This is a genomic window from Domibacillus enclensis (genome assembly GCF_900156125.1).
Lineage (GTDB): Bacteria > Bacillota > Bacilli > Bacillales > Domibacillaceae > Domibacillus > Domibacillus enclensis.
Window position 1 is genome coordinate 266,943 of the sequence record NZ_FTLX01000006.1, and the last position, 23,462, is coordinate 290,404.

The following is a 23,462-nucleotide window of genomic DNA, read 5'->3' on the forward strand; positions in this document are numbered from 1 at the left end:
CAGAAAACTATGACCTTTTTCTATTCAGCGCCTCTATAGCTTGGAGAGGAAGCCCCGTTAACTCACTGGTTGTTTCAATGTTCGTGCCGCGCTCAAGAAGCTTTAGGGCAAATTGCTCGTTCATTTGTTGGACGGCTTTTTGTTTAGTGGCTTCCGCTTCCGCTTTTGCTTTCGCAAGTGCTTCTTGGTTGCGTGCCTCTGCCTCAGCAAGTGCTTTTTGGTTACGCGCTTGCATTTCCGCTTGCATTTCTTGATTGCGCGCTTGCATTTCCGCTTGCATTTCTTGGTTACGTGCTTCCATTTCCGCCCGCAATTCTTGGTTGCGTGCCTCCATTTCCGCTCGCACTTCCTGTTTGCGAAGTTCGGCTTCTATAACGACCGATTCCTTATCCAGCAAATCTTTTAGCCGGGCTTCGTACTCCAACCGTTCTTCTTGAGTGGCGCTAAGCTCATCCCAGCGATTAAAGGCAGATTTCAGCGTTTCATCCTTCATGGCAATCTCCTCCAGTTCCAGGTAGATTTTTTCGTAGACGGTTTGATCGCGCTGATCTACAATACCAAGCATCAGCAGCCATCTGGCCAGCACATCACTCCATGGGTCCAGCTTGTTTTCCTTCCAATCTTGAATGAGCTTCGACATTTCAATAAAATGCAATTCCATCACGTCGGTAAGAGGAAACAGCTCTTCCTGCTCCTTTAGATGGAAAATGGTATGAAACTTCTTCGTTTTTAGTAAAGGAAAGTTCAAAATGTTAATGGAAATAACGGGCTGCAGCTGACGGTAGCTCATCCCTTTTTTCATCGGTGCGGCATAAATTCGTGACCAATAATAAATCGTTCGTTTGACCATATCATACTCGTTAGAAAACTGAATTTCAATGTTCACCTGCTCTTTTTTGTCCGTGATCGCAAGAATGTCAAGACGGGAGGATTTGTCGTGCTTGTACTCTCCGGAAAACTCAATGTTCAAGAAAGAAATCGATTGAATCGGATCACGACCGGCTTTTTGCAAAATGGCGTTTAAAAAAACAACGGTAATCTCTTTGTTTTTCTCATTTCCAAACAGTGCTTTAAAGGCAAAATCAATTTTCAGGTCCATCAGTTTATCGAGGGAAACACGTTTCAGCAGCTTTGTCATGAGGATCATCCTTTCAGGGGTGTAAGGGGACATGGCAACCATAACACGAGCTGCCAGAATGCGAAAAAAGCAATAAATCAGTAAATTTCCATTTGATATCACTTTTCCGACATTTTTCGACAGCATCCAGGACGAGGAAGAAGTACAATAAATGAAAATACATAAATGTGGTGATAGAATGGAAAATTTCATTGAAAACCTGCAGGGCTCTCTGCATAAGGGGTTCATTAACCAGTACGAAGCAAAACCGGGCAACTTCAAGCCAGAGCTGTTGCTGAATCATTCTCGACAAAACAAAGCTGTTTTAAATACACTTTTGGAAGAATTGAATAAATGTCACGCATTTCTTTTTTCTGTTGCATTTATCACGGAAAGCGGACTGGCGACACTTAAGTCAAAATTGCTAGACTTAAAGAAAAAAGGAATAAATGGACGGATTTTAACGTCGACCTTTTTGAATTTTAACCAGCCGAAGGTCTTTAAAGAGTTGCTGAAAATTGAAAACGTTGACGTGCGGATGACGGATGTAAAAGGGTTTCACGCGAAGGGCTACATCTTTGATCACGGCGGCTCCTTCTCTTTAATCGTCGGGAGTTCTAACTTAACGGCGCATGCGTTAAAGGTGAATTATGAATGGAATGTGAAGCTGACATCGCATGAAAATGGAGAAATTGTTCATCATGTTAAAGATCAGTTTGAGGATATGTGGGACAAGTCTGTTTCTTTAACAGAGGATTGGATTGACCGGTATGAAGTGACGTACAGCGCGACACAAGAGCAGCGGGCAATGCAGCAGGTGATTGACCCGCCGACGAATTATGTCGCCAACCCGCTTCAACATGCGCTGCAAATTGAGCCGAATAAAATGCAGGAAGCGGCACTTGCTCAAATTAAAGAAGTACGCGAGCAAGGAAAAGAGAAAGCACTCGTTATTTCCGCTACGGGAACTGGAAAAACGTACTTATCCGCCTTTGATGTCCGGGCTTTCCGTCCGAAGAGAATGCTGTTTGTTGTGCACCGCGAGCAGATTTTGCAAAAGGCGATGAAGGATTATCAGCTTATCTTAGGCGGGGCAGACGAGGACTTCGGGATTTTGTCCGGATCATCCAGGCAACTAGATGCCCGTTACATGTTTGCAACTATTCAAACGCTTTCGAAAAAAGAAATGCTGGATCAGCTCCCGCCGGATACGTTTGAATATATAGTCGTTGATGAGGTGCATAAAGCCGGGGCAGCGTCGTATTTACGGGTAATGAAGCACTTTGCGCCGCGCTTTTTAATGGGCATGACCGCAACGCCTGAGCGGACAGACGTATTTAATATATATGAATTGTTCGACTATACGATTGCGTATGAAATCCGCCTGCAGGAAGCGTTGGAAGAAGATATGCTTTGTCCGTTTCATTACTTTGGTGTGACCGATTTGCAGATTAACGGGGAAATTATTGACGAAGCAACGACGTTCACACAGCTCGTTTCAGAAAGCCGGATCGATCACATCGTGGATAAAATCAAGTATTACGGCTTTTCAGGTAAAGAGGTACAAGGGCTTATGTTTTGCAGTCGAAAAGATGAAGCTAGAGAGCTGTCCAGGCAGCTGAATGAGCGCGGCTACCGGACTGCAGCACTAACAGGTGACGACGCGCAGGATGTTCGGATAAGGAAGGTCGAGGAGCTTGAAAATGGCGAGCTTGATTACATTTTAACAGTAGATATTTTCAACGAAGGCATTGATATTCCTTGTGTGAACCAGGTTGTCATGCTCAGGCAGACACAGTCCAGTATTATTTTTATTCAGCAGCTCGGCCGCGGTCTTCGCAAGCATGAATCCAAGGAGTTTGTCACCATTATCGACTTTATCGGCAACTATAAAAACAATTATATGATTCCGGTTGCTTTGTCTGGCGATCAGTCACAAAACAAGGATAACATCCGGCGAAAAACAGCGGAAACAAGTTATATTACCGGTGCATCGACCGTTAATTTTGAAGAGATTGCTCGTAAGAAGATTTTCGAAGCGATCAATAACAGCTCGTTAAACACAGCGAAAATACTAAAAGAAGCCTATTTGAATGTGAAAAATAAAATTGGACGGGAGCCGTTGTTGTACGATTTTGCGGTAAATCATTCGATTGATCCGGTCGTGATTGCGGAGAAATATCAGTCGTATTATCACTTTTTGCTGGCGATGAAAGAAAAACCATTAGAACTGGGCCAATATGAGCAGCAGGTACTTACCATGCTGTCTCTTGAAGTGTTGAATGGAAAAAGGATTCACGAAAGTTTGCTGCTGGCGGAACTGCTTGGGCGAGAGAGCATCAGCCAGAAGGATTTTGAGCATGTCTTAACGGCTCATCATTGCCGAACAGATGCTCAAACGATGGATTCGATGAAAGGGGTAGTGACACTTTCTTTTTTCAATCAGGCAACCAAAATGAAGTACGGAAATGAGCCAATCGTTCTGGAGGAAAACGGTTATTACAGGTTGTCGCCAGAAGTGAGAAAGGCATTAGGTAAATATCCATTTTTCTACGTGCTTGTTACAGATGTTGTTCAAACATCATTGGAAAGAAGCAAACGGTACAACTGCGCGGAAGCATTAACGTTATATGAAAAATACTCCCGCAAGGACGTTTGCCGGCTGCTGAACTGGAGCAGCGATGAAAGCTCGACTATTTACGGCTATAAACCGAAGCATGGGACATGTCCAATTTTTATCACGTATCATAAAAATGAAGAAATTGAATCCAGTGTGAATTATGGAGATGAACTGATGAGTCAGGAGCTGTTAAAATGGTTTACGAGAAGTAAACGGACCCTGCAGTCAGGCGAAGTGCAGCAAATCATTCAAGCGGAGCAAACGGGTCTCGACATTCATATTTTTGTGAAAAAGGATGATGATGAAGGAACGGATTTTTATTATTTAGGAAAAGCGCTGCCGGATCAGAAGTCGGTTGAACAAACAACGATGAAAAACAAAGAGGACAAAGATATTCCGGTCGTGACGATGAACATGGTGATGGAAAAACCAATCGAGCATTCGCTTTATCATTATTTAACAGAAGGAGTCAATTAAATGAAAAAAACGGTGCATGTCGTCGGTGCAGTCATGGAACGGGAGGATCGCAGCATTTTATGTGCGCTCCGCTCTCCTGATATGACGCTGCCGAACTTGTGGGAGTTTCCTGGCGGTAAAATCGAAGCTGGTGAAACGCCGGAGCAAAGCTTAAAAAGAGAAATCCAGGAAGAGCTTGGTTGTGAAGTGTCGGTAGGGGGTCAAATAAAAGATGTGGTGTATGAGTATGAGGCCGTTATCGTTCATCTGCTCACGTATGAAGCGAACATTGTAAACGGAGCGCCTGAAGCAAAGGAACATGCCGAGCTGAAATGGGTAAAGCGGGAGCAGCTTTCAGATTTGACGTGGGCACCGGCAGACATTCCGACGATCGAGGCGCTTCAAAAACAAGGAAATATGCGTTAAAACACAAAAAAAGACCGTTCCATTAAAGGAGCGGTCTTTCGAAAGGGAGAGGGAATTAAAATGGGTAAAGCAACACAATTATTCAGCCGGCGGCGCCCAGTAGGACTCGATGCCTGTAAATGAATCAGTCAGGTGGTAGGCAGATTCGCTGTCTGCTGTTCCGTTTGCCAAAAAGCCATATACAGATTGAAGAAATTTCATGTTGAAAGCCCCCTTGTGTTTGGATTTTGGATCTTGTGTTTATCATAAAGCATAAGAAAACAGCTGTCTGAATAGTTGTGAGCATTTCTTACATATTTTTTGAATGTTCCAACTATTTCGGAGGAGGAAGCAGGATTTTGCAGGGATAGCTGCGAATGAAAAAAGAGGAAGAGCGAATTTGTTTGAGGGAAAGGATTGAAATAGAAACAAACGTTTGGTACGATGGGTAAAGAACGTCAGTTTGGTTTTGTGAAAACAGGAGGGATATTAGATGGCGATTCAACCGTATTTTGTTTTTGATGGAAACTGTGGCGACGTATTGGATTTTTATGAGCGGGTGTTTCAAGCAGAACCAGCAAAGCGTCAAACGTTTGGTGAAATGCCGCCGCACCCCGATCATCCGGTGCCGGAAGAAGTGAAGAATCGAATTATGCATGCCAACATGGAAGTAGAAGGCACTACGCTTATGTTTTCAGATACGTTTCCCGGTATGCCCTTTCAGCAGGGGAGCACGATTACGCTCACGATTGTCAGTGCGGATGAACAAAAGCTCACCTCTTATTTCGAAGGACTGTCTGAAGGCGGCGAAGTAGCGATGCCGCTGCAGGAAACATTCTGGAGCAAGCTGTACGGGCAGGTGCGCGACAAGTATGGCATCGAGTGGCAGGTTAATTATCAATCATGAAGTTCAGCACCGGGGCGTCCGGTGCTTTTTCGCGTTCAGGACAAACAATGAGCGTGATTTCTATATGTGTTCAGTGGTACGATAGAAAGAAAGTGGAGGGCTGTTTCCGCACTCTTTATACGAAAGGAGAAAGATTAGATGAAAACGATACCTTTGAATAAACATGGGCTAAACGCAAGCCAGCTTGTTCTTGGCTGTATGGGATTTGGGGGCGGCTGGAGCCGTGATGCTATCTCGGAAGAACAGGTGAAGCGAATGCACTGGGCGGTTGATGCGGCGATTGAATCCGGCATTAACATGTTTGATCATGCGGACATTTACGCGTATGGAAAAGCGGAGGAAGTGTTCGGGCGTGTACTGAAGGAACGTCCTTCTTTGCGGGATGAAATTTTGATTCAGTCAAAAACAGGCATTACGTTTCCGGACAAAGAAGCGGGGCTGCCGACGCGCTACAATTTTTCCAAGTCGTATATTTTAGCCGGAGTGGATGGGATTTTGTCCCGTCTCGGCGTTGATCATTTGGATACGCTTCTTTTACATAGACCGGATGCACTGATGGAGCCGGACGAGGTGGCGGAGGCGTTTCATGCGCTGAAGTCGTCGGGCAAGGTGCGCTATTTCGGTGTGTCAAATATGAGTGCAGGACAGATCACGTTCTTGCAGCGTGCGCTCAGTGACCGGCTTGTGGTGAATCAGCTGGAGCTGAGCCTGTTGAAAACCGGCTTTTTGGAGTCGGGTGTTCATGTGAATCAAGAGGCGTTTCGTGACACCGTTTTTCCAGAAGGCACGCTCCAGTTTTGCCAGATGGAAAACATTCAAATTCAGGCGTGGAGTCCATTGGCGAAAGGATTGTTTTCCGGAGCGCCGCTTGACGGGCAGCCGGAGCCGGTGCAGCAGACAGCCCGCCTCGTAAAAGAACTGGCCGAGGAAAAAAGAACAACAACAGAAGCGATCGTACTGGCCTGGCTCATGCGGCATCCGGCCAACATTCAGCCGGTCATCGGAACAACGAGCCCTGACCGGATTCGTTCATCTGCGAAAGCAATGAAGGTGGAAATGAGCCGCGATGAGTGGTACAAACTGTATGTCTCATCACGCGGCGTAAATTTGCCATAACCGCCGTGTGTTTGCCGCTGTGGCACGGTTCGTTTACCATAAAGGAAGACTATTCAGACAGGAGTGCAGAAAATGTATAAGTTAATTGCCATTGATATGGATGGGACGCTTTTAAATGATCATCACGAAGTAACAGCTGAGGTGCGCAGTGCGCTTGATGATGCGCGGGATCAAGGGGTCAAGGTGGTCCTTTGTACAGGGCGTCCGCTCGCAGGAGTGCGCCGTTACTTAAAAGACTTGCGCCTTGAAGACGAAGAGGATTTTGTCATTGCGTATAATGGGGCAATTGTGCAGAATACGCACTCTGACGAAGTCGTGTTCAAGCAGTCACTCGGGTACGACGATTTTCGATCGCTTCATGATTTAAGCCGGACGCTCGATACGCCGATGCATTTCTTCGACACGGAATACTTGTATACAACGAACAAATTAATCAGCCCGTACACGGTGCATGAAGCGTTTATTACGAAAATTCCGTTCCGCCATACGACGTTCGATGAAGTGCCACAGGATATTGCGATGCCAAAGGTGATGTTTATTGATGAGCCGGAGCGGTTAGACCGGGCGATTGCGTCGATTCCAGCCGAGATTAACGACCGGTACATGATGGTGAAAAGTGCACCATTTTATTTAGAAATTTTGCATAGAGAAGTAAGCAAGGGAAATGCGGTGAAGCGGTTGTCAGAAAAGCTCGGCATTCAGCGCGAGGAAGTGATGACGATTGGTGATAACGGCAACGATCTGTCGATGATTCAGTTTGCGGGCTGCGGTGTGGCAATGGAAAATGCCATTCCGATGGTGAAGGAAGCAGCGGATTATCATACGAAATCCAACAATGAGCATGGTGTTGCCCATGTGATCCGGGAATTGGTTCTTTCATAATCTCGGGAAAAAAGAGTGAGCGCCGGAATACCCGAGGATCGTCTGCGGGATTCCGGCGCTTTTTTTAGTTATTGTTTCCCTTTAACAGCAAATAAATCGCTTGTGTCCCTTTGTCATCATGCCCTTGTTCAGACAGCTGGTCATACAGCGATTTGGCCAGCGTCAGGCCTGGTGTGTTCATACCCATCGCTTCGGCTGATTCAATCGCAATGTTCATATCTTTAATAAAGTGCTTGATGTAAAAGCCCGGCTCAAAGTCTCCCTTGATCATACGAGGAGCAAGGTTTGAAAGCGACCAGCTGCCCGCGGCTCCGCTACCGATGCTGTCGAGCACACGCTCCGGATCAAGCCCTGCTTGCTCGGCGTATACAATCGCTTCTGCTACGCCCATCATGTTCGAGGCGATGGCGATCTGGTTGCACATTTTTGTATGTTGGCCGGCACCGGCTTCTCCTTGCCGGATGACATTTCCACCCATTACGTCAAGAATCGGCTTAATCTCATTGAAGTCTGCTTCCGCGCCGCCTGCCATAATCGTCAAAGTTCCGTTTTTCGCTCCGACATCACCGCCGGAGACCGGTGCATCTAAAACATGCACGTTTTTCTTTTTTCCTTCTTCGTACAGCTTTTTCGCTAACATCGGGCTGGAGGTTGTCATATCAATGGCATAAGAGCCCGGCTTTGCATTAGCAAGGATGCCGTCGTCCTTCAAGTAAACCGCTTCCACATCACTTGGATAGCCAACGATCGTAATGATGACGTCTGCTGCCTTCGCAACCTCTGCCGGTGTTTCCTTCCAGACCGCACCCGCATCCAGCAGGTCTTCTGCTTTGGCTTTTGTCCGGTTGTACACGACGACCGGGTAGCCGGCGTTCATTAAATGTCCGGCCATGCTTTTGCCCATAACGCCTGTTCCGATAAACCCAACTGTTTTGTTCATATGTACCCGCTCCTTCCAAAGATCGCTTGCTTCCTCATTGTACCAAAAAATGTTTTTGGACAGAACAAAAGTGGTACAATGCAAGAGTTAAGGGGGCGATGGGGATGTCAGCACAGGTGAACCGGTTTAATGACGTCATTCGAAAGCTGAGAAAGCAGCTGTTTGGCAAAGGGCCAGAGCGGATGGAAACGGTGTTTGTTCAGAATATGGCGGTCACGACACTGTATGGCAATTTAACACCGACTGAAAAATTTATTGCGGGCACGGACGAAGGAAAAGAAATGGTTCACGCCGCCAGGACGAGGCTCATTCAGGATGTATATGCGAAAGCGCCGCCTGATGGGCTGGAAGAAATCGTCGGAGCAAAATTTGTTCATTTGTTTTCAGATATTAAAGTAGAAGAAGATATGGCTGTGTCGGTGTTTGTATTTGACCGGCCGATTGTTTAAAGGGGGAAAGAGGCGTTGAAGGACATACAGCGGGAAAGGACGATTATCCGCTTTCAAAACGGACAGGCGGAAACGATAGCCGATACGATTGTCACCGAGCAGCCGGTTACGGTGAAAATAAACGGCGAAGAGTTTGTGACAATGGTGTGCTCGCCGGATTACATAGAAGACATGGTGATCGGCTATTTAGCATCAGAGGGCGTCATTCGCCGCTACAAAGACATTCATCGATTGCGAGTGGACGATTCCGGCTTTGTCCATGTAGAGCTGCAACGGATGAATCCTCTTTTTCAACAGCTGCAAAACAAACGGTACATTACGTCGTGCTGCGGCATGAGCAGGCAAGGCTTTGTGTTTGCAAATGATGCGCTGACCGCAAAGAAGCTGCACGATATCCATATTCAGGCGACACCGGCGCTTTGTTTTTCACTGATGGAAAACCTGCAAAAAGAAGCGGCTGTTTTTAAACAAACAGGAGGTGTTCATAACGCGGCGCTCGGGGATGAGTCCGGTATTCTATTGAGCAGAATGGACATCGGCCGGCATAATGCGCTCGATAAGCTGTATGGCTACTGCTTAAAAAACGGACTTTCCACAAGAGGGAAAATTCTCGTATTCAGCGGACGTATTTCCTCGGAAATATTGTTAAAGGCGGCGAAGATCGGCTGTGAGATTGTCCTGTCGAAATCAGCTCCGACTGAATTTGCGCTTCAGTCTGCGGAAGAGCTGGGCATCACAACCGTCGGATTTATCCGCAATGAATCCATGAATATTTACACGGTGCCAGAGCGGATTATGTTGCCTTAACGATGCTATTCTGATAAAATAGGTAGCGCTTACATGAAAATGCCAGACGAGATGAAGGTAAGGCATGGCCTGTTTTTCTTTTATCCATCATACTAATGGTGTTTGGCGCTTCTGCAAGCGATGCAGAGGCATTAGACAGCGTTTAAAAAGCTTATATCCATAAGCTTTTTGAGCGCTGTCCTTTTTTGTTTTTTTAAAGAAGAAAAAGGGTATTCTAGGAAGGTTCGCATACAGGCGTGTGTTGACTGGCTGACGAAGGAAAAATAGAGAGGAGTTTTTGCGTTGACGGAATACGTGGGGATTCAAGTGAATGGGCGAAAGATGAGCATTCCGGGTGACGTGTCGGTGATGCAGGCATTAAAGGAACAGGCGATTGACATTCCGAGTGTGTGCTATCATCCGGCGCTTGGCGCAATTGAAACATGTGATACGTGTATTGTGCAGGTGAATGGAGAATTTGTCCGGTCCTGTTCAACGACCATTCGGGAGGGTGATGTCATAGATGCTGTCTCACCGGATGTAAAAAAAGCACAGGACATTGCAATGGACCGGATTCTGTACAATCATGAGCTTTACTGTACAGTGTGTGACTACAATAACGGCCGCTGTGAAGTACATAACACGGTCAAGCAGATGCAAATCGAACACCAAAGCGAGCCGTTTGAACCGAAGCCGCATGAAATCGATCAGTCGAATCCGTTTTACCGGTATGATCCGGATCAATGCATTTTGTGCGGGCGCTGCGTGGAGGCGTGCCAGGATGTGCAGGTGACGGAAACGCTATCGATCGACTGGAGCTTAAAACGTCCGCGTGTGATTTGGGATAAAAACTCTGCGATCAACGAATCATCATGTGTATCATGCGGTCATTGCTCAACAGTTTGTCCGTGTAATGCGATGATGGAAAAAGGAATGGAAGGCGAAGCTGGATTTTTAACCGGTATTCAAAAGCCGACACTTCGACCGATGATTGAACTGACAAAAAATGTTGAAACCGGTTACAGTTCGATTTTAGCGGTGTCAGATGTGGAAGCGGCAATGCGGGAGTCGCGTATTAAAAAAACAAAAACCGTCTGCACGTATTGCGGCGTCGGCTGCAGCTTCGACGTATGGACGAAGGACCGGAAAATTTTAAAGGTCGAGCCGCAAATGGAAGCACCGGCCAATGGCATTTCCACCTGCGTCAAAGGAAAGTTCGGCTGGGATTTTGTCAACAGTGAAGAGCGTTTGACGAAGCCGCTGATTCGTGAAGGTGATGTGTTCCGTGAAGCGGAATGGGAAGAGGCGCTTGCCTTGATTGAAGGGAAATTCAAGCAGGCAAAGGACACCTACGGACCGGATTCGATGGCGTTTATTTCGTCCTCCAAATGCACAAACGAAGAATCGTATTTAATGCAAAAGCTCGCCCGAGGAGTGATTGGGACGAATAATATCGACAACTGCTCGCGCTATTGCCAGACACCGGCGACGATGGGCTTGTTCCGTACGGTCGGACACGGCGGCGACTCCGGATCGATTACAGATATCGAGCAGGCAGGGCTGATCATCGTCGTAGGATCCAACACGTCAGAGTCTCATCCGGTTTTAGCGACGAGAGTGAAGCGGTCGCACAAGCTAAACGGACAAAAGCTGATCGTCTCGGATTTGCGAAAGCATGAGATGGCAGAGCGCGCGGACCTGTTTATTCAGCCGAAGTCAGGAACCGATCTTGTCTGGCTGTCTGCTGTAACGAAGTACATCGTGGATCAAGGCTGGGCGGACGAGGCGTTTCTAATGAACCGTGTTAACGGACTTGATGAGTATGTAAAAAGCCTGGACAAGTATACGATGGACTACGCAGAGCAGGTGACAGGCCTTCCGAAAGAAACGATGATTCAGGTGGCGAACGCCATTCATGAATCCCCTACAACGAGCGTGCTATGGGCAATGGGTGTTACACAGCATTTAGGCGGCAGCGATACGAGCACCGCCATTTCCAACCTTCTTCTCATTACCGGAAACTACGGTAAGCCGGGGGCGGGCAGCTATCCGCTTCGGGGTCATAACAACGTGCAGGGTGCGAGTGACTTTGGCAGTATGCCGGACCGTTTTCCGGGCTATGAAAAAGTGGCAGACGACGCCGTTCGTGCTAAATATGAAAAGGGCTGGGGCGTAACCATTCCGGCAAAGCCTGGCATGAACAACCACGAAATGGTGTCCGGCATCCATGCAGGTGATGTGAAGGTCATGTACTTAAAAGGGGAAGACATGGGGATGGTCGATTCCAATTTAAACTATGTACATGAAGCGTTTGAGAAGCTCGATTTCTTCGTGGTGCAGGATATTTTCTTATCCAAAACGGCTCAGTACGCCGACGTTGTGCTGCCAGCTGCCCCGTCATTTGAAAAAGAAGGGACATTCACGAACACAGAGCGCCGGATTCAGCGGCTGTATCAGGTGTTTGAACCAAAGGGCGATTCAAAGCCGGACTGGCAGATTATTATGGACATCGCCAACCGTCTTGGTGCCGGCTGGACGTACCATCATCCGGGTGAGATTATGGCAGAGGCCGCAAGCTTAATGCCGCTTTATGCCGGCGTAACGTATGAACGGCTGGAAGGATACAACAGCCTGCAATGGCCGGTGGCGGCAGATGGAACCGATACACCGCTGCTGTTTCTTGACGAATTTCCGTTCCCGGATGGGAAAGCGAGATTGTTCCCGGTTGACTGGACAAAGCCGCTTGAATATGACGAGGAATATGATCTTCACGTCAACAACGGCCGCTTGCTGGAGCATTTCCATGAAGGCAACATGACGTATAAATCAAAAGGCATTACCTCGAAAACACCGAACGTCTTTTTGGAGGTTTCACCGGAGCTTGCAGCCGAGCGCGGTCTTGAAGACGGCACGCTTGTCCGGTTAACGTCGCCGTACGGCAGTGTGAAAGTATCGTGTCTGGTCACAGACCGGGTAAAAGGCAAGGAAGTGTACTTGCCGATGAATGACTCGGGTGAGGGTGCGATCAACTATTTAACGAGCAGTTATGCGGACAAGGACACGGATACGCCGGCATACAAGGAAACAAGCGCTAAAATGGAAATCTTAAAAGCAAAAGGCGACAGCCCGCTGCCGCGCATCAACTCCCGCAATGGGAATCCGCAGCCGCAGATCGGTGTACAGGTTCAGAAAAAATGGGCACGTGCCGATTATATTTTCCCAGGTGATCTTGTCAAGAAAGGGGCGAACCGTCGTGGCTAAAGCAACCACAACCATTCACCGTCTTCAATTAAGTGAAGAAGAGCAGCGCCGCCGAGATCTGGAGGAAATCGAAACGATCCTGATTGAAAACAAGGAGGCGCTCGCTTCCTTTTTGCAGCTGTTGACGGAAGTGGATAAGCGGGGCGGCCTGGAGATGGCGTCCAGCTTGTTCAGCGAGGGAGACCGTGTGCTGGATGTACTCGTGAAGGCTGTCGACAAGCCGGAGGCAGCCGCTATTTTGAAAAATGGCCTGCTTATGGTTGGCACACTTGGAAAGCTGAATGCAGCCGAATTGGGTCCGCTCGTAAACACGCTAAACGGCGTGATCAAGATTGCTTCTAAAGTCAGTCAGACACCATCGATCACAAAGGGGAATGGGAAAGGGTGGATGATCGCAGCGGGTCTTGCAGGCGCTGCACTCATTTCTAGAAAAATAAGCCGGTAACGAGGGGGATTCCCTCTTGTCGGTCAACTCGGTTGCCAAACGAAAGGGGTATAAGCGTATGGAAAAAGGTAAAAACCGGTGGCTCATTGCCGCAGCAGCAGTGGGCATTCATTTATCCATTGGCTCCGTTTATTCATGGAGTGTGTTCACGAATCCGTTAAACGAGGAGCACGGATGGGGATTAACCGAAATCTCGCTCACATTCAGTATTGCGATTTTCTTTCTCGGACTGTCAGCGGCTTTTATGGGCCATTTCGTTGAAAAGCACGGACCGCGAAAAGCCGGCTTGATTGCTTCGGTATTTTTCGGTCTCGGGATGATCGGGTCAGGCTTTGCCAATAGCATTGATTCCTTGTATTTGCTTTATTTCTTTTACGGAGCCATGGGAGGCATTGGGCTTGGGATCGGCTATATCACGCCCGTTTCGTCGCTGGTCAAGTGGTTTCCTGACCGGCGCGGACTTGCGACAGGTCTTGCTATTATGGGGTTCGGGTTTGCGTCGCTTATTGCAAGCCCGATTATTGCCCGTTTAATTAACAGCATTGGCATCAGCAATACGTTTTATTTACTGGGCGCGATTTATTTTGTGGTCATGATTCTTTCCTCCCTGTACTTGGCTCCGCCACCAAAAGGCTGGCTGCCGGCAGGCATGAAGGAAGATCAAACGGGCAAAGAAACGAGAAAAACCGATTTGTCTGAACTGACTGCCAATGAAGCGGTGAAAACCGTCCGCTTTTGGGCGCTCTGGTCAATGTTGTTCATTAATGTCACATGCGGCATTGCCGTCATCTCGGTTGCGTCGCCAATGGCCCAGGATATTGCTGGTCTTTCAGCGGCTGCAGCAGCAACAATGGTAGGGATTATGGGTTTGTTTAACGGATTTGGCCGGATTGGCTGGGCATCGATTTCGGATTATATCGGCCGGCCGAATGTATATACAGCATTTTTTGCCATTCAAATTGTCGCGTTTATGCTGCTGCCGAATTTAACAAATGCCCTTCTTTTTCAACTCGTTGTGTTTATTATCCTGTCTTGCTATGGCGGCGGCTTCGCGTCTATTCCGGCATACATTGGGGATTTATTCGGCACAAAGCAGCTCGGGGCGATTCACGGCTATATTTTAACAGCCTGGGCTGCAGCTGGGCTCGTTGGGCCTATTGTTGCATCGAACATCCGGGAAGCAACGAACAGCTACTCACTGACGCTGTATATCTTTACAGCCGCTTTTGTGGTGGCACTGGTGATTTCGCTGCTAGTCCGTGTAAACATTCGCAAAGTACGGGCAGCGAATCAATCCGCCGTGAAGGCGTAGCGAGGTAGCATCTGGAATGACCGGAAAACCGTCGCGGATGACCGGAAAATTGCCCAGAAGACCGGAAACACATTATGAATGACCGGAATAGGTGGATTCCGGTCATCGGCTCGGCGAATCCGGTCGTTTTTGCACTTAATCCGGTCATCCGGCGGCTGAACAAAAAGAAGCGGCTTCCCATTTGCGGGAAGCCGCTTTGTGCTTTATTTCAACAAGCCGACCATTTTCAAGCCGTTTAAAATGCCATCCTCGTGCACATTAGAGGTCACATGCTTGGCGGCATTCCGTGCATCCTCATGTCCGTCGCCCATCGCTACGCTGTTCACAACCGTCTTCAGCATTTCCACGTCATTTAAGCCGTCGCCAAACGCATAAATATCCTCGGGTGCGATATCCAGCTTTTCGATGATTTTTTCAATGCCCTTCGCTTTTGAGCCGCCTGCCGGAACGATATCGACAGAATACGGATGCCAGCGGACAAAGTCGAATTCAGGAAATTGCTTTTCATATTCTTTATCTTCAGGGTCCTGGCAGAAAAGAAGTGACTGATACAGCTCGCGTCCTTCATGATACGTTGGGTCATGATCCGGGAAGTAGTTAATTTTCAGGGAATCAATACCTGCTGTTACATGCTCATGCTCCGGCGTATTGGCCTTCATATCTTCGTGATCCATGAACACAACCGGATGATTATGCTCAACCGCAATGTCCGTTAAGCGGAGCAGGGCTTCTTTGTTCAGCGGATTTCGGTAAAGAGGCTCACCTTTAAATACAACGTACTGTCCATTGTAGCTCACAAATGTTTCAATGCCCAGTTCCTCACGCAACCCCTCGAACATAAATGGTGCGCGTCCTGTTGCAATCGCCACCTCATAACCGAGTTCTTTCAGATCCTGAATCGCCTGGCGGGTGGAAGCAGGCAGCTGTTTTTCGTGGTCGTACAACGTGCCGTCTATATCAAAGAAAATAATTTTTTGGCTCATAAAAATCCCCTTCGCATTTTATTTTCCTCTTATATACTAGCAAATGCCAGCACATTGAACAATTGAAATGTCGTGTAACCGCTTTTAATTATCTGAAAAATTAATGAGGATTTGCTTGACGAAATAGAGGGACCATATTATGATATTTACAAATGTAACATATAAGAACAAAAGTAAAGGGAGGAAAAATCATGGTAACAAAATTAAGCCTGCCCACCTCAATCACGGATGAAAAGCTGAAGGATTTATATAAAGAAATGTGGCTGATCCGCTACTTTGATGAAAAGGTCGATCAGTTTTTTGCGAAAGGACTTATTCATGGAACAACGCACCTTTGCGTTGGACAGGAAGCCTCCGCTGCGGGATCGATCGCGGTTCTGGAGCCAAAGGACAAAATTGTCAGCACACACCGCGGCCATGGCCACTGTATTTCCAAAGAAGGCGACGTCAACAAAATGATGGCCGAGCTGTTTGGCCGTGAAACCGGTTACTGCAAAGGAAAAGGCGGCTCGATGCACATTGCCGATGTGGAAAAAGGCAACCTCGGCGCAAACGGAATCGTCGGAGGCGGCATTCCGCTGGCGGTTGGCGCGGCATTGACGTCGAAAATGAAAAAGGAACAGTATGTGGTGCTTTGCTTTTTCGGGGACGGCGCGTCAAACGAAGGAAGCTTTCATGAAGCGGTGAATTTGGCGGCAATTTGGGATCTGCCGGTTGTGTTTATTTGTGAAAACAATCAGTACGGCATGAGCGGGCCGGTCAAGGATATGACGCGTGTTGAACACATTGCGGACCGGGCGGCGGCATACGGCATCCCGGGCAAGATCGTCGACGGCTGTGACATGGTCGAGATTATGAATGAAGTGGACGAAGCGGTTCAGTACGCACGCGCGGGCAAAGGACCGACACTGATTGAAATGAAAACATACCGCTGGAAGGGCCACTCCAAGTCAGATGCGAAAAAGTACCGTACGCGTGAGGAAGAAAACGAGTGGAGAGCCAAGGACGGCATTAAACGATTCAAGGAAACGCTGCTTGAAGCAGGTGTATTGACCGAAGACGAAGCGAAGGTCTTGCAGGAGCAGGCCAAGCAGGAGATTGAAGAAGCAGTCCAGTTTGCGGAAGCGAGTCCGGAGCCGTCGATTGATACGTTAGAAGAAGACGTGTACGCGTAAAAACAGGAGGGGTGAAAACGATGACAAAAAGAGAGATTACGTATTTAGAAGCGGTACGGGAAGCGATGAGTCAGGAAATGCGCCAAAATGAGGACGTGTTTATTCTTGGAGAAGATATCGGTGTGTACGGCGGGGCGTTCGGTGTCACCCGTGGCATGATCGAGGAATTCGGACCGGAGCGGGTGCGCAATACACCGATTTCAGAAGCTGCTATTTCCGGTGCAGCTGTAGGTGCGGCGCTGACTGGCATGCGGCCGATTTTGGAGCTTCAATTTTCCGACTTCATTACGATTGCGATGGATCAAATGGTTAATCAGGCAGCGAAAACCCGCTACATGTTCGGCGGCAAAGGAAAGGTGCCAATGGTACTCCGGACCCCGTCCGGCTCAGGCACAGGTGCAGCTGCTCAGCACTCGCAAAGCTTAGAGGCCTGGATGGCGCATATTCCAGGATTAAAAGTTGTACAGCCATCCACAGCGTATGACGTAAAGGGCTTATTAAAAGCGGCAATGGATGACGACAATCCAGTTGTTTTTTATGAACATAAGTTACTGTATAAAACATCTGATCAGGTGCCGGAAGAGCAATACTCGATTCCACTTGGCAAAGCGGACATAAAGCGAGAAGGGACAGATGTGACGCTTGTCGCAACAGCGCTCATGGTGCATAAAGCGCTTGAAGCAGCGGCAGAGCTTGAAAAAGAAGGCATCAGTGTGGAAGTGATCGACCCGCGGACGATCGTGCCACTTGATGAAGAAGCGATCATCAACTCGGTCAAGAAAACGGGCCGTCTCATCGTGGCGCATGAAGCCGTTAAGCGCGGCGGCATCGGTGGCGAAATTGCCAGCATGATTGCGGAAAGTGAAGCATTCGATTACCTGGACGCGCCAATAAAGCGCCTCGGGGGACTCGCTGTGCCGATTCCATACAACCCGACGCTTGAAAAAGCTGCAACACCTCAAGTGCCGGATATTATTGCCGCTGTGAAAGAAACCGTTCAAAACAAATAAGAAGGAGGGAGACACGATGCCAAACGAAATTTTCATGCCAAAGCTGAGCAGCACGATGGAAGCCGGCACCCTCCTTCAATGGTTCAAGGAAGAGGGAGACAGCGTCGAGATCGGCGAACCGCTTTTTGAAATTATGACCGACAAGATCAATATTGAAGTTGAATCTTATGATGAAGGCATTCTTTTAAAAAAATACTTTGGAGAAGACGACCAGGTGCCGGTCAATCACGTGATCGGCTACATCGGGACTGAAGGGGAAGCGGTACCGGAAGAGCCGCCAGGGGTGTCTGGTGCGGAACAGGAGGAAGAAAAACCTGTTCAGGAAGCTTCACCAGCGCAGGCACCAACAGTATCCGCCGCTGAAGGGGAAAAAATACGTGCCACACCAGCCGCCCGGCAGCTTGCCCGCACGGAAAACATAACGCTTCAGGAGGTGCAGGGAAGCGGGCCAAATGGACGTGTGCATAAAAAGGATGTTGCCGCTCATACATCAAGCCGCCCAGCCGAAGCAAAAGCGACACCGCTCGCCCGCAAAATCGCGGAAGGTGAACAAGTGGATCTATCGAACGTGCAGGGAAGCGGGGCCAACGGAAAAATCGTCAAGCAGGACGTGATTTCCGTGAAGCGCACAACAGATCCAGCCTCTGTCATCTCCACACGCAAAAAAATGTCCGGCATGCGCAAAGTCATCGCCGAGCGTATGGTGCAAAGCAAGCAGACGGCTCCTCACGTGACGATGACGAGCGAAATCGATATGACAAAGGTGAAGGAGCTGCGCGCAGCGCTTTTGCCGGTGGTCGAAAAGCAAACCGGCTTCCGCTTGTCGTATACCGAAATTTTGATGAAAGCAACCGCTGCGGCTCTTTCTCGTCACCCGGCTATTAATGTATCGCTTGAAGGTGACGAAATTGTTCAGCACGGCCACGTTCACCTCGGACTTGCTGTCGCGGTCAATGACGGACTGATGGTGCCGGTGGTGAAGGACGTGCTGGCAAAGGGACTGGCAGAGCTGACACAGGGTGCCAAAGAGATCGGCCAGCTGGCACGGAACAACAAGCTGCGTCCGGATCAGATGAAGGGGTCGACCTTTACCATCAGCAACATCGGCATGTATGCAGTGGATATGTTCACGCCGGTCATTAACCAGCCGGAAAGTGCGATTTTAGGCGTTGGCCGGATGCAGGATAAGCCGGTCGCCGTAAACGGGGCGCTTGAAATCCGTCCGATGATGACGCTTAGCCTGTCCTTTGACCACCGGATTATTGACGGGGCACCAGCGGCGGCATTCCTGACTGAACTGAAAGACATTCTGGAAAATCCATACGAGCTGCTCGTTTAAGGAGGCGAAACGAACATGACAGCATCATACGATATCGTCGTCATCGGCGGCGGACCAGGCGGCTACGTGGCAGCGCTTCATGCGGCCGAGCTCGGGAAAAAAGCTGCGCTTATTGAGCCGGATTTTTTAGGCGGCACCTGCTTGAACCGCGGCTGTATCCCGTCCAAAACACTGCTGAAGCATGCGGAAATTATCGAATCCATTGAAAAAGCAAAGGACTGGGGCATTGAAACTGGTGAGCTGACATTGTCCTTTGATAAAATGAAAAAACGGAAAAATGATGTGATCGAACGGCTTCGCAGCGGGATCGCCTTTTTGCTGAAGCAAGGCAAAATTGACGTCTACAACGGCTTTGGTTCGGTACAGGAGGACGGGAGTGTGCGCGTCAAAACCGAGGCGGGAGAGGAAACGATTCAGGCCGGCCGTGTCATTGTGGCCACAGGGTCGACACCAGCGGTTCCGCCGATTTCAGGGCTTGACAAAGTACAATTTGATACGAGCGATACGATTTTTGATATCGCAGAGATTCCAAAATCGGTCGTCATTATCGGCGGCGGTGTGATCGGCATGGAGTTTGCCTGCATTTTTTCTTCGCTCAAAACGAACGTGACGGTTGTGGAAGCGGCCGACCGCATTATTCCAACGGAGGATGCGGAGGCGGGCAAGCTGCTGGCGAAGGTGCTCAAGAAAAAAGGCATTACCCTTCATACAAAATCAAAGGTGCAGTCGGTCCGTGAACAAAACGGCCTCAAAACGGTTGTATGCCTGGATGCTAAAGGGAGCGAGTTCACTGTTGAAGCAGAAACCCTTCTCGTCAGCACCGGACGCCGGCCGAACCTGTCGGCAACTAATGAGCTGAGCCTATCGATGAATGGTCCGTTTATTCAAGTGAATGAAAAAATGGAGACGAGCCAGCCGAATGTGTACGCTGTTGGCGATGTGATCGGTGGCTGGCAGCTGGCTCATGCGGCCAGCGCAGAGGGCGTCGTTGCGGCAAATAACGCGTCGGGCGTAGTGGATGCGATGGATTACAAAGTGATGCCGCGCTGCATTTACACGTTCCCTGAAATCGCTGGTGTTGGTCTGACGGAAGAGGAAGCGAAAGCACAGGGAATTGATGTGCGCGTGGAGAAATTTGATTTTGCCGGCAGCGGCAAGGCGCTTGCTTCCGGTGAACCGGACGGCTTTACGAAAATCATCTATGAAGCCCAGTACGGTGAGATCATTGGCGTCGTCATGGCCGGGTCGCATGTGACGGAAATGATTTCTGAAGCATCCGCATTCATGTATTTAGAAGGCACCATCGACGAAGCAGCAAAAATGGTGCATCCACATCCGACCATTTCGGAAACATTTTTTGAAGCAGCTGTTCATTCGGTGAATAAGCTGAGAAAACAAGCGTAAAAACAAGCTATTTTTCGGCGCAATTCTTGACGATACGGCGCAATTCCACCGTAATTGCGCCGAAGGACCGACCAAGGAGAAAGGGGGAAACGGCATGGGGCAGCAGGATGCACATCGATTAATGGTGAAAACCGCTTCACTTTACTACCATGATGAATGGACGCAGTCGCAAATTTCAAAGCAGATCGGCTTGTCCCGTCCGATTGTCTCCCGCCTTCTTCAGCAGGCAAAGGATACAGGCATTGTCGAGATTTTTATTAAAGATGAAACCGTGCATACAGTGGCTCTGGAGCAACAGCTGGAAACGGTTTTTGGCCTCGATGAAGCAGTGGTGGTTCCGGAGAAGCACGCGAATGGCGGTTCAATGAAAAGAGCTGTAGCCGCAGCGGGCGCGTCCTATGCGGCGAAAAAAGCGAAGCATGTGCAAACACTCGGGATTTCATGGGGCACGACAATGGCCGAACTCGTTAAGCAGTTCCCGTATGAAAAGCGGCCGGAATGGCATATTGTGCCCCTTGAAGGCGGGATGGGGCGGGATTCCATTGATATTCATGCGAACCATCTCGCGTACGAGCTTGCGAAAAAAACACAGGCCTCCTGCTCGTACCTGTATGCGCCGGCGATTGTTGATTCAGAGGAAATGAAGGACCATTTTATGGAGATGGTGGATATTAAAAGTGTTCTTGAAGAAGGAGCACAGGTGGACATGGCCATCATCGGTGTCGGAAACCCGCACGAAGATTCGACATTAGAAAAAGTCGGCTATTTGCGCAAGGAAGATGCGGATTCGTTAAAAGCGGCAGGGGCAGCAGGAGACGTTGGATTCCGGTTTTTCGACGACCAGGGTGTTCCGGTCCACCATCCGTTTAACAACCGGGTAGTAGGGGTTTCTCTTGAGCAGCTGGAGAAGATCCCGACCGTGATTGCGGTCGCTGATGGAACGAACAAGCAGCGAAGCATCAAGGGCCTGCTTGCCAGTAATATTGTCAATGTTCTAGTAATAGACGAGCGTTCAGCTGCAGCCTTGCTGAACACATGATTAATGCGCTTACAATTGTGCACGCCTGTGTCGAGGTGTGTCTTTTTTTTCCTTTCTTTTGCGGAAACGCTCTCATTCATGATCACAATTGTTATAATAAGGATCAAAGAGGTGTGTCCGAACACATTTTAATGACAAAAAGAAAAAAGAGGGATGATCATGTTAAGCTGGGAAGAGCGCCGTCAGCTCGTTAAAATAGCCAATTTATATTATACAGAAGGGTGGACGCAGCAGCAGATTGCGAAAAAGGTAGGCGTATCCCGTCCGGTCATTTCCAAAATGCTGCAAAAGGCAAAGGATGCAGGCATTGTTGAGGTGTATATAAAGGACGAAAGTGTGCATACCGTTGAACTGGAGAAAAGGCTTGAAGAAAAATTTCATCTGCACGATACGGTTGTCGTTCCATCGACGGGTTTTACACCGGATATGGTGCGCCGAGCCGTTGGCCAGGCTGCGGCTCATTATTTATCCAGGCATTTAAAGCCGGATGTCGAGCGGCTGGGCATTTCATGGGGGACCACCCTTTCAGAAGTCGTGAAGGAATACCCGTTTGAAAGACGCGAAAAGGTCAATATCGTTCCACTGGTTGGCGGAATGGGAACAAAAAGCGTGGAAATCCACGCCAATCAGCTGGCGTATGAGCTGGCAAAAAAAATGAATGGAACGTGCTCGTATTTATACGCACCGGCCATTGTGGAAACGGAAGAATTAACCGAGCGCCTCGTCCAAATGCAGGACATCGCCCAGGTGCTTGAAGAAGGAAAAAATGTAGAGGTGGCCCTGATTGGCATCGGGAATCCGCACAAAGGGTCTACCATGAAGGATATCGGCTATTTGCACGAATCGGATATTCAAAGCTTGAAAAAAGCAGGTGCCATCGGTGATATCGGCTCCCGCTTTTACGACCAGGAAGGAACACCGATCGAGCACGAATTAAACAAGCGGATCATCGGGCTTCGGCTGCGCGACTTGAAAAAAGTGCCGTATGTCATTGGTATTGCAGAGGGAACGTATAAAGCCGAGAGCATTGAAGCGGCGTTAAAAGGCGGGTATATTCATACACTTGTTATTGATGAACAAACGGCTCTGGCTCTTTTAACGTAAATACTTAATAAAATAAGGCCGAACGACTGCGACATTTTCGCAGGATCGTTCGGCCTCTTTGAGTGGATCACTAAAGAAAAGAATCGGATGATTTTTATTAATTAATCTGAAATTTTAAAAAATGTTGAATTTCTATTGACAATAAATCATAGAATAGACTACAATCATTACAAAGGTAACAGGTAAGAACAAATGTAAAGGGGTGATCTTCAATGTGGGGTTATCTTCTTGCTGGCTTTGTGGTCCTATGGCTGCTTCAAATATATTTGACGACTCGTCAAATGCGGCATTATCGGGCGACAATACAAAAAATGAGCAGAAGAGAAAGCGGTTACTTGGGTGTTGGTGTTGAGAAAAAAAAGCTGGGCTCCGGAACGGTATTGATCCTTGTCACGGATGAAAATGGTGTCGTAGAAGAATGCCGGGTCATGAACGGTGTCACGGTTTTTGCCAAGTTTAAAAAATGTAAGCGGTTTATAGGGCAGCATATTTCTACGCTGCAAGACGAGAAGTGGGAACATCCGCTGAAAATGGCCTCTGATAAAATCAAGCAGCAAATGGACACAGCAGTAACGGTTTAAACCTTATTATACAGGATCACGAAGGGGAGGGAATGCAACATGGACTTTTTAGTTAAATTTGCAGAAGGATTCATTGGCATGTTCCAAAAAGGCGGCGAAACCTTTATGGGCATGTTCACCGGCATCATTCC

General features: G+C 48.4%; 22 protein-coding genes. 18 read left to right on the plus strand and 4 right to left on the minus strand.

Going from position 1 to position 23,462, the window contains the following annotated elements; genetic code table 11:
* Nucleotides 1–7: 7 nt before the first annotated feature.
* Nucleotides 8–1,138 carry an Rpn family recombination-promoting nuclease/putative transposase gene (locus BW952_RS13860; protein ID WP_052698313.1) on the minus strand — a complete coding sequence of 377 codons (1,131 nt, stop codon included), beginning with the start codon at nt 1,136–1,138 and terminating at the stop codon, nt 8–10.
* A gap of 178 nt (nt 1,139–1,316) precedes the next feature.
* Here BW952_RS13860 and BW952_RS13865 point away from each other — a divergent pair, with 178 nt between their 5' ends.
* Together BW952_RS13865 and BW952_RS13870 are read left to right on the plus strand one after the other, a co-directional pair.
* Nucleotides 1,317–4,214 (plus strand): DEAD/DEAH box helicase, encoded by a 2,898-nt coding sequence (locus BW952_RS13865; RefSeq protein ID WP_045849035.1) that lies wholly within the window; start codon nt 1,317–1,319, stop codon nt 4,212–4,214.
* On the plus strand, nt 4,215–4,619 hold the full coding sequence (locus tag BW952_RS13870; protein WP_045849036.1) for a (deoxy)nucleoside triphosphate pyrophosphohydrolase: 405 nt from the start codon (nt 4,215–4,217) through the stop codon (nt 4,617–4,619). It begins immediately after the preceding gene.
* Between the two features lie 78 nt (nt 4,620–4,697).
* Here BW952_RS13870 and BW952_RS19840 read toward each other — a convergent pair whose 3' ends face one another.
* Nucleotides 4,698–4,820: a hypothetical protein gene (locus tag BW952_RS19840; RefSeq protein WP_269430712.1), complete on the minus strand. Its 123-nt coding sequence runs from the start codon at nt 4,818–4,820 to the stop codon at nt 4,698–4,700.
* Nucleotides 4,821–5,091: 271 nt separating this feature from the next.
* On the opposite strand from BW952_RS19840, the gene BW952_RS13875 reads away from it, so the two are divergent.
* The 3 genes from BW952_RS13875 to yidA all read left to right on the plus strand — a co-directional run bounded on the left by BW952_RS13875 (nt 5,092) and on the right by yidA (nt 7,503).
* Nucleotides 5,092–5,505, plus strand: coding sequence for a VOC family protein (locus BW952_RS13875; RefSeq protein WP_045849037.1), 414 nt, complete (start codon nt 5,092–5,094; stop codon nt 5,503–5,505).
* A 138-nt stretch (nt 5,506–5,643) separates the two neighbouring features.
* Nucleotides 5,644–6,621, plus strand: a complete 978-nt coding sequence (locus BW952_RS13880; protein WP_045849038.1) for an aldo/keto reductase — start codon at nt 5,644–5,646, stop codon at nt 6,619–6,621.
* A gap of 72 nt (nt 6,622–6,693) precedes the next feature.
* A complete protein-coding gene (yidA, locus tag BW952_RS13885; protein WP_045849039.1) occupies nt 6,694–7,503 on the plus strand; it encodes a sugar-phosphatase in 810 nt (269 codons plus the stop codon).
* A 64-nt stretch (nt 7,504–7,567) separates the two neighbouring features.
* Here yidA and BW952_RS13890 read toward each other — a convergent pair whose 3' ends face one another.
* On the minus strand, nt 7,568–8,443 hold the full coding sequence (locus BW952_RS13890) for an NAD(P)-dependent oxidoreductase (RefSeq protein ID WP_045849040.1): 876 nt from the start codon (nt 8,441–8,443) through the stop codon (nt 7,568–7,570).
* Nucleotides 8,444–8,547: 104 nt separating this feature from the next.
* Between BW952_RS13890 and BW952_RS13895 the strand changes: the two genes are divergently transcribed.
* The 5 genes from BW952_RS13895 to BW952_RS13915 all read left to right on the plus strand — a co-directional run bounded on the left by BW952_RS13895 (nt 8,548) and on the right by BW952_RS13915 (nt 14,696).
* Complete coding sequence (locus BW952_RS13895; RefSeq protein WP_045849041.1) at nt 8,548–8,892, plus strand: Na-translocating system protein MpsC family protein; 345 nt, start codon at nt 8,548–8,550, stop codon at nt 8,890–8,892.
* Nucleotides 8,893–8,907: 15 nt separating this feature from the next.
* Complete coding sequence (gene fdhD / locus BW952_RS13900; RefSeq protein WP_045849042.1) at nt 8,908–9,699, plus strand: formate dehydrogenase accessory sulfurtransferase FdhD; 792 nt, start codon at nt 8,908–8,910, stop codon at nt 9,697–9,699.
* Between the two features lie 282 nt (nt 9,700–9,981).
* Entirely contained in the window at nt 9,982–12,939 is a 2,958-nt protein-coding gene (fdhF, locus tag BW952_RS13905) for a formate dehydrogenase subunit alpha (RefSeq protein WP_076496324.1), read from the plus strand.
* A complete protein-coding gene (locus BW952_RS13910; protein ID WP_052698314.1) occupies nt 12,932–13,384 on the plus strand; it encodes a DUF1641 domain-containing protein in 453 nt (150 codons plus the stop codon). Before fdhF ends, BW952_RS13910 begins: the two co-directional genes overlap by 8 nt.
* Nucleotides 13,385–13,442: 58 nt before the next feature.
* Nucleotides 13,443–14,696 carry an L-lactate MFS transporter gene (locus tag BW952_RS13915; RefSeq protein ID WP_045849043.1) on the plus strand — a complete coding sequence of 418 codons (1,254 nt, stop codon included), beginning with the start codon at nt 13,443–13,445 and terminating at the stop codon, nt 14,694–14,696.
* Between the two features lie 203 nt (nt 14,697–14,899).
* On the opposite strand, the gene BW952_RS13920 is transcribed toward BW952_RS13915, so the two are convergent.
* The gene (locus BW952_RS13920) at nt 14,900–15,679 is read right to left on the minus strand and encodes a Cof-type HAD-IIB family hydrolase (protein ID WP_045849044.1); all 780 of its coding nucleotides are present in this window, start codon (nt 15,677–15,679) and stop codon (nt 14,900–14,902) included.
* Nucleotides 15,680–15,870: 191 nt separating this feature from the next.
* Between BW952_RS13920 and pdhA the strand changes: the two genes are divergently transcribed.
* The 8 genes from pdhA to BW952_RS13960 form a co-directional block, all read left to right on the plus strand.
* On the plus strand, nt 15,871–16,854 hold the full coding sequence (pdhA, locus tag BW952_RS13925) for a pyruvate dehydrogenase (acetyl-transferring) E1 component subunit alpha (protein ID WP_045849045.1): 984 nt from the start codon (nt 15,871–15,873) through the stop codon (nt 16,852–16,854).
* A gap of 20 nt (nt 16,855–16,874) precedes the next feature.
* Nucleotides 16,875–17,864, plus strand: a complete 990-nt coding sequence (locus BW952_RS13930; RefSeq protein ID WP_045849046.1) for an alpha-ketoacid dehydrogenase subunit beta — start codon at nt 16,875–16,877, stop codon at nt 17,862–17,864.
* 16 nt (nt 17,865–17,880) lie between these two features.
* On the plus strand, nt 17,881–19,203 hold the full coding sequence (locus BW952_RS13935; RefSeq protein WP_045849047.1) for a dihydrolipoamide acetyltransferase family protein: 1,323 nt from the start codon (nt 17,881–17,883) through the stop codon (nt 19,201–19,203).
* Between the two features lie 15 nt (nt 19,204–19,218).
* Nucleotides 19,219–20,607: a dihydrolipoyl dehydrogenase gene (lpdA, locus tag BW952_RS13940; RefSeq protein WP_045849048.1), complete on the plus strand. Its 1,389-nt coding sequence runs from the start codon at nt 19,219–19,221 to the stop codon at nt 20,605–20,607.
* Between the two features lie 94 nt (nt 20,608–20,701).
* Nucleotides 20,702–21,646 carry a sugar-binding transcriptional regulator gene (locus BW952_RS13945; protein ID WP_045849049.1) on the plus strand — a complete coding sequence of 315 codons (945 nt, stop codon included), beginning with the start codon at nt 20,702–20,704 and terminating at the stop codon, nt 21,644–21,646.
* 159 nt (nt 21,647–21,805) lie between these two features.
* The gene (locus BW952_RS13950; protein ID WP_045849050.1) at nt 21,806–22,750 is read left to right on the plus strand and encodes a sugar-binding transcriptional regulator; all 945 of its coding nucleotides are present in this window, start codon (nt 21,806–21,808) and stop codon (nt 22,748–22,750) included.
* Between the two features lie 212 nt (nt 22,751–22,962).
* A complete protein-coding gene (locus tag BW952_RS13955) occupies nt 22,963–23,331 on the plus strand; it encodes a transcriptional regulator GutM (RefSeq protein WP_045849051.1) in 369 nt (122 codons plus the stop codon).
* Nucleotides 23,332–23,370: 39 nt separating this feature from the next.
* A partial coding sequence (locus tag BW952_RS13960; protein ID WP_276206298.1) for a PTS glucitol/sorbitol transporter subunit IIC occupies nt 23,371–23,462 on the plus strand: 92 nt, incomplete at its 3' end.

Excerpts from the sequence above, each read along its gene's own strand:
- BW952_RS13920 (WP_045849044.1), bottom strand. The coding sequence starts at position 15,679 with ATGAGCCAAAAAATTATTTTCTTTGATATAGACGGCACGTTGTACGAC.
- BW952_RS13915 (WP_045849043.1), top strand. The coding sequence starts at position 13,443 with ATGGAAAAAGGTAAAAACCGGTGGCTCATTGCCGCAGCAGCAGTGGGC.
- BW952_RS13865 (WP_045849035.1), top strand. The coding sequence starts at position 1,317 with ATGGAAAATTTCATTGAAAACCTGCAGGGCTCTCTGCATAAGGGGTTC.
- BW952_RS13880 (WP_045849038.1), top strand. The coding sequence starts at position 5,644 with ATGAAAACGATACCTTTGAATAAACATGGGCTAAACGCAAGCCAGCTT.
- BW952_RS13875 (WP_045849037.1), top strand. The coding sequence starts at position 5,092 with ATGGCGATTCAACCGTATTTTGTTTTTGATGGAAACTGTGGCGACGTA.
- BW952_RS13930 (WP_045849046.1), top strand. The coding sequence starts at position 16,875 with ATGACAAAAAGAGAGATTACGTATTTAGAAGCGGTACGGGAAGCGATG.
- BW952_RS13955 (WP_045849051.1), top strand. The coding sequence starts at position 22,963 with ATGTGGGGTTATCTTCTTGCTGGCTTTGTGGTCCTATGGCTGCTTCAA.
- BW952_RS13945 (WP_045849049.1), top strand. The coding sequence starts at position 20,702 with ATGGGGCAGCAGGATGCACATCGATTAATGGTGAAAACCGCTTCACTT.
- BW952_RS13870 (WP_045849036.1), top strand. The coding sequence starts at position 4,215 with ATGAAAAAAACGGTGCATGTCGTCGGTGCAGTCATGGAACGGGAGGAT.
- BW952_RS13890 (WP_045849040.1), bottom strand. The coding sequence starts at position 8,443 with ATGAACAAAACAGTTGGGTTTATCGGAACAGGCGTTATGGGCAAAAGC.
- lpdA (WP_045849048.1), top strand. The coding sequence starts at position 19,219 with ATGACAGCATCATACGATATCGTCGTCATCGGCGGCGGACCAGGCGGC.
- BW952_RS13950 (WP_045849050.1), top strand. The coding sequence starts at position 21,806 with ATGTTAAGCTGGGAAGAGCGCCGTCAGCTCGTTAAAATAGCCAATTTA.
- BW952_RS13935 (WP_045849047.1), top strand. The coding sequence starts at position 17,881 with ATGCCAAACGAAATTTTCATGCCAAAGCTGAGCAGCACGATGGAAGCC.
- BW952_RS19840 (WP_269430712.1), bottom strand. The coding sequence starts at position 4,820 with ATGAAATTTCTTCAATCTGTATATGGCTTTTTGGCAAACGGAACAGCA.
- pdhA (WP_045849045.1), top strand. The coding sequence starts at position 15,871 with ATGGTAACAAAATTAAGCCTGCCCACCTCAATCACGGATGAAAAGCTG.
- BW952_RS13895 (WP_045849041.1), top strand. The coding sequence starts at position 8,548 with ATGTCAGCACAGGTGAACCGGTTTAATGACGTCATTCGAAAGCTGAGA.
- yidA (WP_045849039.1), top strand. The coding sequence starts at position 6,694 with ATGTATAAGTTAATTGCCATTGATATGGATGGGACGCTTTTAAATGAT.
- BW952_RS13860 (WP_052698313.1), bottom strand. The coding sequence starts at position 1,138 with ATGACAAAGCTGCTGAAACGTGTTTCCCTCGATAAACTGATGGACCTG.